The sequence below is a fragment of the Streptomyces pyxinicus genome, from assembly GCF_024753135.1.
Taxonomy (GTDB): Bacteria; Actinomycetota; Actinomycetes; order Streptomycetales; family Streptomycetaceae; genus Streptomyces; species Streptomyces pyxinicus.
In genome coordinates this window covers 179,249-193,269 of record NZ_JANUGP010000001.1, presented here as the reverse complement: position 1 = coordinate 193,269, position 14,021 = coordinate 179,249, and the positions used below count along the sequence as shown (strand labels likewise).

The window sequence follows — 14,021 nt, the reverse complement described above, 5'->3', positions numbered from 1 at the left end:
GTTGGTGCGTGTCGCGCCAGGTACTGACGGTCGGTCCCGGGGACCAGGACCGCTACCGGACGATCGGTGAGGCACTCGCGGCCGCCCGGATCGGCGCGCTCATCAGCGTGCGGCCCGGGACGTACGCGGAGAACCTGGTCGTCCACACCAGGGTCACCCTCACCGCCGCCGAGGGGCGGGGCACCGTCGAGATCCGGCCGCGCACCGGCAGCGTGCTGTCGCTGCGCGCCGACGCCGTGATGCTCTCCGAACTGACCCTGCGCGGCGGCGATCCCGAGCTGCCCGCCGTGGACGTGCGGCGCGGACAGGCAGCGCTCGACGGCTGCGAGATCGTCGGCGCCGCCTGGACCGCGATGCTCGCGGGCGGCACCGGGTCGCTCGCGCTGCGCGAGTGCCGGGTGAGCAATCCGCAGGGCGCCGGCATCGTCGTCACCTCGACCACGCCCACCACGGTCGAGTCCTGCACCCTCGAACACCTCGGCACCAGCGGCCTGGTCCTCGCCGAGCAGGGCGAGGCGCGCGTACGAGGCTGCACGGTCCGGGACGCCCGCGGCAACGGCCTGCTCGCCAACGGTGACTCGCGCGGCAGCCTGGAGGACTGCGACCTCTCCTCCACCGACAAGCCGTCCCTCGCCCTGGAGGGGAACTGCTCCCTGACCGCGTCCCGCACGGTGGTGCACGACACCAGCACCGGCGTGCACCTGAGCAGCGCCGGCCGCACGACGCTGGAGGACGTCCGCGTCACCGGCGCGTCCGGCAACGGCATCACGCTGGCCCAGGGCACCGACCCGGTGCTGCGCCGCTGCCGGGTCTCGCGCACCCGCGGCCACGGCCTGCTCGTCACCGATCGGGCGCGCGGCACCTTCGAGGACTGCTGGGTGGACGGCGCCCAGGGCGCGGCGGTGCGCGTCGCCGGGGCCGCGTCCCCGGCACTGACCGGTCTGACGGTCCGCGACTGCGAGCAGACCGGCCTGCTGCTGGAGGAGGACTCCGCGGCGGAGCTGGACCGCCTGGAGGTGATCGGCTGCGCGCCCGCCGTCGCGGTGCGCGGCGGCGCCAACCCGCTGCTGCGCCGGGCCCGGCTGGTGGAACCGGCCGGGGACGGCATATCGGCCGCCAAGGAGGCCCGGGGCCGCGCCGAGGACTGCGAGATCGTCCGGCCGAACGGCGTGGGCGTGCTCGTGGCCTCCGGCAGCAGCCTCTACCTGGCCGGCGGCGGGGTGTCCGGCGCGGGCGCCGGCGGCCTGGTCGTGGAGGACGGCGGCAACGTCACCGTGCGGGACTTCCGCGTCGAGACGTCCGCCGAGGACGGCGTCGTGGTCGCCGGGGGCGGCGAACTCACCGCCAACCGCACCACCGTGCACGCCCCCAAGGGGCACGGGTTCCTGATCCGCGAGGGCGCGCTCGCCTCGCTCAGCGGCTGCGAGGCCAGCGGTGGCGCCCAGGACGGCTTCCGGGTGGAGTCCACCGCGCCGGTCTCGCTGGTCAACTGCCTGGCCCGGGAGAACGAGGGCGGCGGCCTGGTGCAGACGGCGCCCGGCGAACGCCTCGCCGTGGAGGGCCTGAAGAGCACCGGCAACGGCAAGCGGGACGCCTGGGGCACCGGCAGCGCCGAGAACACCGACCCGGCCGGCTCCGGCGCCGCGGACGGGCCCGCGCCCGACCGCGCCGACGGCCCGCTGGGCGCCCTGAACGCGCTGATCGGCCTGGAGAACGTCAAGCAGCAGGTCCGCACCCTGGTCAACCTGACCCAGCTCGCCCAGCGCCGCGAGCAACTCGGCATGCCCGCACCGCCGATGAGCCGCCATCTGATCTTCGCCGGGCCGCCGGGCACCGGCAAGACCACCGTCGCCCGCCTCTACGGCGCGATCCTCGCCGAACTCGGCTCGCTGCACAGCGGCCACCTGGTCGAGGTCTCCCGCGCCGACCTCGTCGCGCAGGTCGTCGGCGGTACGGCCATCAAGACCACCGAGACCTTCCGACGCGCCCTCGGCGGCGTCCTGTTCATCGACGAGGCGTACACACTCACCGCCGACAGCGGAAACGGCGGCGCCGACTTCGGGCGCGAGGCGGTGGACACCCTGCTGAAGCTGATGGAGGACCACCGCGACGAGGTCGTGGTCGTCGCCGCCGGGTACTCCCGCGAGATGGAGTCCTTCCTCGGCTCCAACCCGGGCCTCGCCTCCCGGTTCTCGCGGACCGTCGAGTTCGAGAACTACACCGTGCCCGAACTGGTCGCGATCATGGAGAACATGTGCGCCCAGCACCAGTACGAGCTGGGCGAGGGCACCGCGGAGGCACTGGCATCGCACTTCGGCGCGATGCCCCGGGACGCCGGGTTCGGCAACGGCCGTGCCGCGCGCGGGGTGTTCGAGGAGATGGTGGACCGGCAGGCGGTCCGGCTCGCCGAGCAGGCGCAGGTGAGCGAGCACGACCTGCGGCTGCTGCTCCCCGAGGACGTCTCCGTCGCCGCGGCGGCGCAGGCGGCCCAGAGCGCCGCCCCGGCCGACGACCCGCTGACCCGCCTCGGCGACATGATCGGCCTGGCCGAGGTGAAGCGGGACGTGGCCGACCTGGTCAACCTCATCACCACCGCACGCCACCGGGCCGCCGCCGGGCTGCCGGTGCCCAACCTCAGCCACCACCTGGTCTTCACCGGGCCGCCCGGCACCGGCAAGACCACCGTGGCCCGCCTCTACGGCGAGATCCTCACCCAGCTGGGCATCCTGGAGCGGGGCCAGCTCGTCGAGGCCGCCCGCGCCGACCTCGTCGGCCGCTACATCGGCCACACCGCCCAGCTCACCCGCGAGGTCTTCGAACGGGCCCGCGGTGGTGTGCTGTTCATCGACGAGGCGTACACCCTCACCCCGCGCGGCGAGGGCGCCGACTTCGGCCAGGAGGCGGTGGACACCCTGCTGAAGCTGATGGAGGACCACCGCGACGAGGTCGTGGTCATCGTCGCCGGCTACACCGACGAGATGGAGCGCTTCCTCGCCTCCAACCCGGGCCTGTCCTCGCGCTTCCCGCGCCGGATCGCCTTCGCCGACTACTCCTCCGAGGAACTGGTCACCATCGTGCGCTCGCAGGCCTCGGCCATGGGCTACGAGTGCGGGCCCGGTACCGGCCCGCTGCTCAAGGAGTACTTCGACGCGCTGCCCCGGGACCGCTCCTTCGGCAACGCCCGGCTGGCCCGGCAGGTGGTCGAGTCGATGGTCACCCGGCAGGCCGGGCGGCTCAGTTCGCTGGCCGCGCCCACCCTGGACGACCTGCGCATCCTCCTGCCCGAGGACGTCGCGGTGGCGAAGGCGGCCCCCCGGTGAGGCCCCCCGCCCGTCTGCTGCTGGGCGCGGGCTGCGCCACCGTCCTGCTGCTGCCCGGCGCCGCCCCGGCCCTGGCGGCCGCGCCCGCACCCGCCCTCCCGGCGTACCCGGCCCACCCGCACGCCGCCGTGCAGGCCGCCTACGGTCACGCCGCCGTGCAGACCGTCGATGGTCACACAGCGGTCCAGGCCGCCGACGGGACGAAGGGCCAGGAGCTGCCGGGCATGCCCTCCGCGCTCGACCCGCAGGACAAGGACGCGCCCTGCACGCTCGCCTCCAAGGAGACCGCGCGAAAGCAGGACTGGTCGCGCCAGCGCCTCGACCTGGACCGGGTGCACGGCCACGGCACCGGCTCGGGGGTGACCGTCGCGCTGATCGACACCGGTGTGGCTCCCGGCGCCGCCGGACTCGACGGACGGGTCACCGCGCCCGGCGACGCCGCCGACGACTGCGTCGGCCACGGCACCTTCCTGGCCGGCCTGATCGCCGGGGACGGCGGGGACAGCCCCCGGGTGGCCGGGGTCGCCCCGGGCGCGAGGATCCTCGCCCTGCGCGGCACCGACCGCTTCGGCGCGGCCGACGCGGCACGGGTGACGGCGGCGGTGCGCGCGGCGACCGACGCGCACGCCGACGTGATCGCGGTCGGCGTGGCGCTGCCGCGCCGGGACGCCCAGCTCACCCGGGCGGTCGCCGACGCCCGCCGCGCGGGCGCCGTGATCGTCGCCGCGGCCACTCCGGACCCGCCCGGGGCCGGTTCCGGAGACGTCCCCTCGCGCACCTACTGGCCGGCCGGCGAGCCCGGGGTCCTCTCGGTCGCGGACATGCTGCCCGCCGGCACCCGCCCCGACGACAGCCTGCCCACCCGGGGCATCGACCTGGCCGCGCCCGGCGCCGGGGTGGTCTCCGGCGGCCCGCGCGGCGACGGCCACTACCTCGGCGGCGGCGCCTCGGTGGCCGCCGCCTACGCCGCCGGGACCGCCGCCGTGGTCCGCGCCGCGCACCCCGACGACTCACCCGACACCGTCGTCCGCCGGCTGACCGCCACCGCCTACCCGGCCGACATCCCCCAACTGGACCCCTACGCCGCCGTCACCACCGTACTGTCCGACGCGGGCGCCCCCGCCGGGCGCGCGGCGGCCCCCGTGACCGTCCGCGACACCGCCGCCGCCGACCACGCCACCGGCCGCGCCACCCTGTTCGTCCTGCTCGGCTCCGCCGCCGTCCTCGCCGTCCTGTGGACCGGCTACGCCCTCTCCCGGGCCCGCAGACGCGGCTGGCGCCCACCGACACCGGCGATCTCCGAGGACTGAAGTCCGTGCGGCGGGGCCGGCCCGCGGGGACGTGACAGCGGCGGCGGGCCACCCCCGGGTGGCCCGCCGCCGACATGTGATCCCTCTCCGGTCAGGACTCCCGCGTCTCCTCCACCAGTGCCGTCTGCATCAGGCGGGAGCGGCGGCGGGCGATGTGGAGGGCCCGGCCGGGCGGCAGGTTGAGGGGCTTGGCGTTGCCGAACAGGCGCCCCTCCGAGGGCGGGCAGGAGAGCAGCACGGCCGGGTTGTTGGCCTCGTCCAGGCGGCGGATGAGCCCGTCGCCGAGGCCCCGGCCGGCTCCCATGGCGCTGCGGGCGACGACCACGTGCAGCCCCATCTCGAAGCCCAGCGTCAGGTGCTCGAAGAGCGCCTCGAAGGGGTTCTGGAAGGAGTTGCCGGACACCATGTCGTAGTCGTCGACCAGGATGAACAGGCGGGGTCCCGTCCACCAGTCGCACCGGCGCATCCGGGCGGGCGCGATGTCCGCGCCGGGCACCCGGGTCTTCATCGCGCGCGCCGCGCCGTCGATCGTGTCCTTGAGGTTGTCCAGCGAGATCACGTGCCCGATGCGGTACTCCTCCGGGACGGCGTCCACCAGCGTGCGGCGGTAGTCCACCACGATGATCTTCGCCTCGTTCGGGGCGTACCGGTCCGTGATGCCCTTCGTGACGCGGCGCAGCAGGTTCGTCTTGCCGCTCTCCGTGTCGCCGACCACGATCAGGTGCGGGGTGCGGCTGAAGTCGTGCCAGACCGGCTCCAGCGCGTCCTGGTCGATGCCGAGCGGCAGCCGCATGCCCCCGCCCTCGGTGCCCTCGGGCGCCGGGAGTTCGGCCAGCGGCAGCCGGTGCGGCAGCATCCGGATCTGCGGGGCGGGCTCCCCGGGCCAGTGCCGGGCCACCTCGGAGACCAGATGGGCGACGCCCTCGCCGAGATCGTCGAGGGAGCCCTTGCCGTCGAGGCGGGGCAGCCCGGCCAGGAAGTGCATCTTGCTGTCGGCGGTGATGCCCCGGCCACCGCTGCGCGGCACCGCGCGGGCCTTGCGGGTGTCCACCTCGGAGTCCATCGGGTCGCCCATCCGCAGTTCGAGGCGGGTGGCGGCCTGGTCGCGGACCTGGGCGGACAGCTCCACCCAGCGGGTGGTGGTGATGAGCAGATGGATGCCGTAGTTCAGTCCGCGCGCGGCGAGTTCGTTGAACTTCGGAATCAGGTCGTCGTAGTCCTGGCGGACCGTGGACCAGCCGTCGACCACCATGAACACGTCGCCGAACCGCTCGTCGGGGAACTCCCCGGCGGCCCGGCGGCGCCGGTAGGACTGCATGGAGTCGAGGGTGTGGTCGACGAAGAACTGCTCCCGGCGGGCGAGCAGCGTCATCACCTCGGCGACGGCCCGGTGCACCCGCTCGGGGTTGAGCCGGGGCGCGACACCGCCGACGTGCGGGAGCGCGGCCAGTTGGGAGAGGCCGCCGCCGCCGAAGTCGAGGCAGAAGAACTGGATCTCGGCCGGGGTGTGGGTGAGGGCGAGCGCCGTGATCAGCGTGCGGGCGACGGTGGACTTGCCGCTCTGCGAGCCACCCGCGATGGCGACGTGGCCGCCCGCCCCGGAGAGGTCCACGACCAGCGGGTCGCGGCGCTGCTCGAACGGCTTGTCCACCAGGCCGACCGGCACCCGCAGCCGGCCGGTGCCGGACCAGCCGGCCGCGATGAGACCCCGCTCGGGGTCGGCCGCGATGCCGGGCAGCAGGGCGTCCAGCGGCGACGGCTCGTCCAGCGGCGGCAGCCACACCTCGTGCGCGGCCGGCCCGGAGTCGCGCAGCCGGTCGAGGGCCACGTCGAGCAGGGTCTCCTCGTCACCGCTCTCCTCCGCGACCGGTTCCGGCTCCGGCGCCTCCAGCGTGCGCGGCACCACCCAGCCGCTGGTCCACTGCACCACCTGGCTGGCCACCCGCGCCTGCACCACAGCGCCGGTACGGCGCCGATAGGTGCCCGAGGAGTAGGCCGCCCGGAACCGTGTCAGCGACTCCACACCGGACTTCAGATAGCCGCTGCCGGGCTGGGCGGGCAGCTCGTAGGCGTCCGGCACCCCGAGCACACCCCGGCTCTCCATCGCGGAGAACGTGCGCAGACCGACCCGGTACGACAGATGGCTCTCCAACTGGTGCATACGGCCCTCGTCAAGCCGCTGCGAGGCGAGCAGCAGATGCACGCCCAGCGAACGGCCGAGGCGGCCGATCATCACGAACAGGTCCATGAACTCGCGGTGCGCGGAGAGCAGTTCGCTGAACTCGTCGACCACCACGAACAGGCTGGGCAGCGGCGCGAGTGCGGCCCCGGCGGCGCGGGCCCGCTCGTACTCCAGCGCGGACGTGTAGTTGCCGGCCGCGCGCAACAGCTCCTGGCGCCGGATGAGTTCGCCGTGCAGCGCGTCCTGCATGCGCTCCACCAGGGCCACCTCGTCGGCCAGGTTGGTGATGACGGCCGAGGTGTGCGGGAGTTCCTCCAGGCCGAGGAAGGTGGCGCCGCCCTTGAAGTCGACCAGGACGAAGTTCAGCGTCTCCGAGGAGTTGGTCAGGGCCAGACCGAGGACCAGGGTGCGCAGCAGCTCGCTCTTGCCGGAGCCGGTGGCGCCGATCAGCATGCCGTGCGGGCCCATGCCGCCCTGCGCGGACTCCTTGATGTCCAGCTCCACCGGGCGGCCGTCCACGCCGACCGCGATCGGCACCCGCAGCCGCCCGGTGCCGGTGTGCCGCTCGAACAGCGTCTTCGGGTCGTGCCGGTGCAGGTCCGGGATGCCGAGCAGGGTGGTCAGCTCCACGTCGGCGTCCAGCGGCTGCGCGATGTCGGTGCCCAGACTCATCCGGCGCGGCGCGAGCAGCCGGGCCAGCGACTCGGCGCCGAACAGGCCGAGCCGGTCGGGCCGGCCGAGCGGCACGGAACGCTCCTTGCGGCTGCGGTCGGTGCGCACCAGGCTCACCCGGTCGGGGCCCACCGTCAGTCGCAGCGTGTTGCGGCCGGGACGCCAGCGCAGCGCCCCGGAGAGGTCAAGGACCAGGGCGTTGCGGTAGCCGTGCCCCTCCCAGCGGTGCCCCTCGGGGACGGTCACCCCGTCCAGGACGACGACCGTGTACGGCTCGTCACGGGCCGGCCGGGCATCCGGGTCGAAACCGGGGCGCTCGGCGAACTCGGGGCCGAGCAGGTCGTCCAGCTCGGTGAGATCGGCGGTGATCCGGCGCACCTTGCCCGCGCCGTCCTCCTCGTACGGATGCAGCGCGTGCGGCAGCCACTTGACCCACTCCCAGTCGGGCCGCCGCTCGTCGCTGACGCACAGGGCGAGCCACAGCTCCTCGGGCGCGTGGAACACCGCGAGCTGACCGAGCACGGCCCGCACCAGGGCGCGTACGGCGGCGGCGCCCTCGTCCGTGCCGGGCGTGCCGGCCCCTACGGTGCCCGGCTCGTCCGGCTCCGCCTCGAAGGTGTCCTCCGGGCGCAGCAGGATCCGGGCCGAGGACCGCAGGTAGAGGCCGAGCGGCTGGTCGGGGATGGTGGAGTAGGCGCGGATGAAGCGGCGCAGCGCGTGCGCGCACAGCGGTTCCAGGTCCTCCACCGGGCGGGTGGAGACCGGGGACAGGGTGAGGGCGAGCTGCTGCTCGCCGACCGCGATCCGGACCTCGCCGAAGTCCTCGTCGGCCGGGCGCCGTTCCCACAGCCGCGTGGTGCGGGCCAGGGCGCGCAGCGAGGCCGGCTCCGGGTGCCGCCAGGCCAGCGCCCGCTGCTGCTCGGTGATGGTGGTGCGGACCCGCTTGCGGATCTGCGCCAGATAGCGGAGGTAGTCGCGGCGCTCGCCCTTCAGGCGCTGCTTGCGCTCGCTGGAGCGGCGCATCAGCTGCCCCAGCAGCATCGCACCGGCGGAGAGCGCCATCACGCCCATCGCCAGGTAGATGAAGACGCTGTTCCCGCCGCCGGTGCGCAGGAACATCAGCATCATCGACACCGACATCAGGGCCATCGGCAGATAGGTCCACACCGCCGAGGTGTCGGGCACCGTCTCCGACAGGACCGGGGGCTCCTGGAGGGTCAATTGTCCATCGGGCATCTCCGGACCGCGCCTGCGGGCCGGCCGCCGAAACAGCACCACACTCAAGGAACGAAACCTCCGGTTTCACTGGCATTCCGGCCCGTGCCGAATAGGCGTACCCGTCGCCGGGAAAGAGCGCGCCACACCCATTCTCCGGGAACCGTCCGAAGCGATGGACACCGGGTGAATATTCCGAGCGGACCAGTCAAAACGGCCAACTCGCTTGACGCGCAACTCCGTACCGGCCGACGAAACCGGACCGCAGCACGGCCGACGGGCGTAGGCAGTAGTCTGCATTCACGGAACGCGACCTGTCCACGCGGGAGATGCGGCACGGGCACCGGGACACAATTCCTCCGCCCGGCCCTCTCGTTCAGGGTCGCACCGGCCTTCCGTACTCTTCGCACGTCCCCTCTCGCGAGGGAAGCCCTCCCGCCAACGCCCCCCACGGAAGCCGAGAGTCCAGCTGATGACCGACAGCGCGGTGGCCGAACTGTGCCGCCTGACCGTACGCGCGCCGAGCGTCTCCGTCGATCTGGCCGTGCCCGCCGACGTGCCCGTCGCCGACCTCCTGCCCACCCTGCTGCGCTACGTCGGCGAGGAGGCCGAGGAGGCCGGGCTCGACCACGCCGGCTGGGTGCTCCAGCGCCTCGGTGACGCGCCCCTCGACGAGGAGACCACCCTCGCCCGGGCCGGACTCGCCGACGGCGCCGTGCTCTATCTGCGCCCGCACACCGAGGCGCTGCCCGAGGCGCGCCTCGACGACCTGGTGGACGGCATCGCCGACACCACGGGCCGGCGGCTGTCCGACTGGAGCCCGGTAGCGTCCCGCCGCGCCCTGGTGGGCGCCGTCGTGGCGACCGTGCTGGCCGCCCTCGTGCTGCTGCTGTGGCCCGGGGTGTCCGGTTCCGGCTCCGTGCGGGCCGCCGCCGCTGCCGTCACCGGGCTGCTGCTGCTCGCGGGCGCGGGCACCGCGAGCCGCGCGGTCGGCGACCGCCTGACCGCGACCGCGCTCGGCCTCATGGTCGCCCCCTGCCTGGCCCTCGCCGGCTGGCTGCTGCCCGGCGGCGACCTGACCGGCCCGGACGCGGCGCGCGTCGTGGGCGCCCGCCTGCTCGCGGCGGGCGCCGCGGGCGCGGGCGGCGCGGTCCTCGCGCTGGCCGCCACCGCGGTGGGCGCGCCCGCCCTGCTGGCCGGCGCGGTGGTGTCGGTGGCCGTCGCGGTCGCCGGCGCGCTGACCGGGTACACCGACCTGTCGGTGCCGGCCTCGACGGCACTGGTCGCGACCTTCGTCGCGCTCGGCGCCGGGACCGTCGCACCCTTCGCCTTCAAACTGGCCGGCATGCGGATGCCCGCCCTGCCGTCCTCCGCCGGACAGCTCCAGGAGGGCATCGAGCCCTACGCGGGCGACGAGGTCGCCGAGCGCACCGAACTGGCCGGCCGCTGGGTCACCGCCCTGTTCGCCGCCACCGGCACCGTCGTCGCGGCGGCGCTGGCCGTCCTCACCGTGCGTCCCGGCCTGCCCGGGGTGCTCACCTCCCTGGCCCTGAGCCTGCTGCTGCTCCTGCACGCCCGGGGCCTGGTGCACACCTGGCAGCGGCTCACCCTGACCGTGCCCGGCGTGTGGGGGCTGCTGCTGCTCGCCCGGGCCTGGGCCGTCGACAGCGACGGCACCGGCCGGGTGATCGTCTTCGCGGTGCTGCTGGCCGCCGCCGGCGCCCTCGTCATCGCCGCCTGGACCGTGCCCGGCCGGCGGATGCTGCCCTACTGGGGCCGCGTCGCCGAACTCGCCCACACCGGCTTCGCGGTGGCCCTGCTGCCGCTCACCCTGTGGGTGGCGGGGCTCTTCGGCTGGCTGCGCGGGCTGTTCGGCTGACGGCGGCCACGGCACGGCCCACGGGGACGCCGGCGCGGCCGTGCTCCGGGACATCGAGAACGAGTGAGGAGGGACTGTGCAGTCCAAGCGCGACCAGGTACACGCCCACAGTTTCATGATGGGCAGGCTCAGTTCGGGTCTGCTGATGGCCGACCCGGACGCCCCGGAGAGCCCGCTCGGGCGCACCACCCGGGGTGTCGTCTTCGGGGTCCTGGTCACCGTCCTGATCGGCGCCGGCGCCACCGTCTACGGCCTGCTGCGACCCGGCGGCAACGACGGCTGGCGCGACGGCACGCACCTGGTGGTCAACCGGGACACCGGCGCCCGTTACCTGTGGACCGGCAACGACGACGTCCTGCACCCGGTGCGCAACTACGCCTCCGCCCGGCTGATCGGCGGCTCCGGCCTGGAGACCGCCGACGTGCGCACCGCCTCCCTGCGGGACATCCCGGTGGGCTCCCCGGTCGGCCTGCCCGGCGCCCCCGACAGCGTGCCCGACGCCGGCGGGCTCGACGACGACGCCTGGCACCTGTGCGTCACCGGCCCGGACGGCGCGCTGCCGAACACGTCGGGCGTCGTGTCGGACACCGGCGTCGACAAGCCGGGCGCCACCACCGTCGTCGCCGGGGCCGCCCTGGACACCCGGGGCGTCGCCGCCGACCACGGGGTCCTGGTCGAGGGCCCCGACGACACCCAGTACCTGGTGTGGCGCGGCAGCAGGCTGGCCCTCGACCGCGCCTCCAACGCCCGTAACGCCCTGGGCTACGGCTCGCAGCGGCCGATGCGGGTGTCGGCGGCCTTCCTGGACGCCCTGGCCCCCGGGCCCGCCCTGAAGCCGCCCGCGGTGCCGGGGCGCGGCGAGGAGGGCCCCGCCATCGGCGGCGAGGCCGCCCGGATCGGCCAGGTCTTCAAGGTGAGCGTGCCGGGCGGCAGCAGCACCTATCAACTGCTGCGCCGGGACGGCCTGGTGCCGCTCACCCGGCTCGGCGCCGCTCTGGTGCTCGGCGACCCGGCCACCCAGAAGGACGCCTACCAGGGCCGTTCGCCCGAGGTGCGCACGGTCGGCGCGGACGTGCTGCGCGAGCACCGGGCCAAGGACACCTCGGGCGTCGCCTCGGCCGAACTGCCCGACGCGCCGCCCGTCCCGCAGGCCACGCCGCGCGGCAGCGCGCTGTGCGCGCAGGTCGACGGCGGCACCGGCGGGGCCCGCATCGCCTCGGTCCTGGTCTCCCTGACCGACCTGGCCCCGGCCGCCGTGTCGGAGGGCACCGCCGAGCCGCTGGAGCCGGCCTGCGTCCCGACGGACGTGACGGTGGTCCGGCCCGGGCACGGCGCGCTGGTCCGGGCGCTGAACGCCAGCGGTGCCGCGCACGCCGGGACCACCTACCTGGTGGCCGACAACGGCGTGAAGTACCGCGTCTCCGGCAAGGACGCGCTGGCCGCGCTCGGCTACGACGCCTCGGACATCGACTCCGTCCCGGCGCCCCTGCTGGCGACCCTGCCCACCGGCGCCGACCTCGACCCGGCCGCCGCCACGGGCGCCGCCCAGCCCCGGATCACGGCCCCCGCCTGTGGCCGGAAGACGGGGGAGACGGACACGGACAAGGCGGACACGGTGCGCACAGCCGACACCGCGCACTGATCACGCCAAGGTGCGCATACGGCCGTAAAGAAAGGAAAAGGCGAGGAAAGGAAGGGAAAAGGGTGGGGGAGTGGTGGCCAGCCGAAATCTCCACCCCCGGCATCGGTGGTGCGGAACCGGTGAAGTCGCTCACAGTGATGCCCGACGAAAAAGCTCAGATAAAGCTCAGATATTACGAGCCGGTTCTCCGGTGCCACGGCTACGACGGACACCCGGATACGTCCGCGATGCCCGTACAGCATGGCCGTGTGACCGTTTCCCGCCCGAGTGGCGTCCACCTCGCCGAAACGTTCGGACAACTCCCGTGCTGTACAACAATTATGACGCCGCGACGCAAGCTCAAATTTTCCCTGCTTCCGTTGCGCGGAACGCCGGGTTCTCCTTAGCCTCGGCGGACACCGGTACGACGAGATCAGCCTGAACGAAGGGAACGCGACATGGCCGACAGCGCCGCAAGGAAAGCGGACTATGCCAAGGGCTTGGGAGGCGTCTCCTCGCTGGAGTCGGCCCGGTCCCAGGTCGAGAAGATCCAGAACAACGTCGCCGAGATCGCCGCGCGCACGGGCGTCGGCGGTGACGAGGGCCAGGCCCTGCTGAAGCTCTTCCGCAGCTGGAACGGCGAGGCGCAGAAGGTCGTCGTCCAGATCAGCAAGATGGTCGACGCGCTCCAGGAGAACGTGACCTCCGCCGACCGCCTGGCGAAGGAGAACCAGGACCTGACCGAGGTTCTCAACAGCAAGACCAGCCAGGGCGTCTTCGAAGCGCTGAGCTGACCCGACCACCCGCGCGACAGCGGGCGGCGACACCGACATCCCGCCCCGCGCGTTTTCCCGGGCGCCGGCGCCCGGTCACCCGTAAGGAGACGTCATGGCCGACGGCATCATCGATGTGCAGTACCCCGTGGTCCGGCAAGCCATCGAGGAGCTGACCGAGCAGACCCAGCAGATCATCAACGCGCTGAACAACCTGGAGGACGAGCTGAAGCCGCTCGTCTCCTCCTGGGAGGGCTCGGACCAGGAGATGTACCGCACCGTCCAGGCGGAGTGGGACCAGGCCACCAAGAACATGGCCCTGCTCCTCGGCGACAGCGGCACGCTGATCCAGAGCATCCACGACAACCACTCCCGTGACGAGCGCAAGAGCGCCGACAACTGGGGTAACGTGCGGGCCCGTTAGTCCGACGGAGGTCCCCGGAGCCCGGCCCAGGGCTCCGGGGGAAGCACCGGGTGCCCCGCCCGGCCCCGGGCCGTCCCCCGGGGCCGCCCGCCCCGAACCCCGTCCCCGTCCGGCACCGAGCGGCAGGAGAGCGTCCCATGGCCGGTGACAAGGCCGACGTCAAGCACTTCGACCTCAAGCAGATGGAGAACTTCCGCGACAACGAGGTGGAGCCGGTGTACACCGCCGCGAAGAAGCACCGCGAGCAGGGCGACGGGGACCACATCCGCCCGCTCGGGAAGCTCATCGACGGGCACACCACCCCGGACAACCTCGCCCAGGACAAGCAGCTCCTGCGCATCGGCAAGATGGTCACCGAGAACCTGGTGTCGGGCCCCGAGCTGATCAAGGACATCCGCGCCGCGGCCGAGGCCATCGACAAGCTGCTCGGTGACCAGATGGACCTCTTCAAGGAGTTGAAGGAGGCCCTCACCGACACGATCGACGAGGCCAACAAGACCAAGGACAAGAACCTCGACGCGATCGACGCGCAGACGCTGCTCCAGACCTTCGAAGAGGTCGACACCCTGACGTCAGGCAGCACCGACAAGCCCGGCGAGAACGAGGACTGACCCCCAGCGGGCCG

At 73.7% G+C, this 14,021-nt stretch carries 8 protein-coding genes; 7 read left to right on the top strand and 1 reads right to left on the bottom strand.

The window, feature by feature from the left end; translation table 11 throughout:
- Positions 1-8: 8 nt before the first annotated feature.
- Together NX794_RS00790 and NX794_RS00785 are read left to right on the top strand one after the other, a co-directional pair.
- Positions 9-3,320 (top strand): right-handed parallel beta-helix repeat-containing protein, encoded by a 3,312-nt coding sequence (locus NX794_RS00790; RefSeq protein ID WP_258775996.1) that lies wholly within the window; start codon positions 9-11, stop codon positions 3,318-3,320.
- Between the two features lie 128 nt (positions 3,321-3,448).
- Positions 3,449-4,630 carry a S8 family serine peptidase gene (locus NX794_RS00785; protein WP_428985834.1) on the top strand — a complete coding sequence of 394 codons (1,182 nt, stop codon included), beginning with the start codon at positions 3,449-3,451 and terminating at the stop codon, positions 4,628-4,630.
- A 91-nt stretch (positions 4,631-4,721) separates the two neighbouring features.
- Here NX794_RS00785 and eccCa read toward each other — a convergent pair whose 3' ends face one another.
- Complete coding sequence (gene eccCa, locus NX794_RS00780; RefSeq protein ID WP_258775990.1) at positions 4,722-8,720, bottom strand: type VII secretion protein EccCa; 3,999 nt, start codon at positions 8,718-8,720, stop codon at positions 4,722-4,724.
- Positions 8,721-9,171: 451 nt separating this feature from the next.
- On the opposite strand from eccCa, the gene eccD reads away from it, so the two are divergent.
- The 5 genes from eccD to NX794_RS00755 all read left to right on the top strand — a co-directional run bounded on the left by eccD (position 9,172) and on the right by NX794_RS00755 (position 14,007).
- Complete coding sequence (gene eccD, locus NX794_RS00775) at positions 9,172-10,578, top strand: type VII secretion integral membrane protein EccD (protein ID WP_258775988.1); 1,407 nt, start codon at positions 9,172-9,174, stop codon at positions 10,576-10,578.
- Between the two features lie 76 nt (positions 10,579-10,654).
- Positions 10,655-12,220, top strand: a complete 1,566-nt coding sequence (eccB, locus tag NX794_RS00770; protein WP_258775987.1) for a type VII secretion protein EccB — start codon at positions 10,655-10,657, stop codon at positions 12,218-12,220.
- Positions 12,221-12,657: 437 nt separating this feature from the next.
- Positions 12,658-12,993, top strand: a complete 336-nt coding sequence (locus tag NX794_RS00765) for a hypothetical protein (RefSeq protein WP_258775985.1) — start codon at positions 12,658-12,660, stop codon at positions 12,991-12,993.
- A 94-nt stretch (positions 12,994-13,087) separates the two neighbouring features.
- Entirely contained in the window at positions 13,088-13,396 is a 309-nt protein-coding gene (locus tag NX794_RS00760) for a WXG100 family type VII secretion target (protein ID WP_258775983.1), read from the top strand.
- Between the two features lie 137 nt (positions 13,397-13,533).
- Complete coding sequence (locus NX794_RS00755) at positions 13,534-14,007, top strand: type VII secretion system-associated protein (RefSeq protein ID WP_258775981.1); 474 nt, start codon at positions 13,534-13,536, stop codon at positions 14,005-14,007.
- Positions 14,008-14,021: the final 14 nt, after the last annotated feature.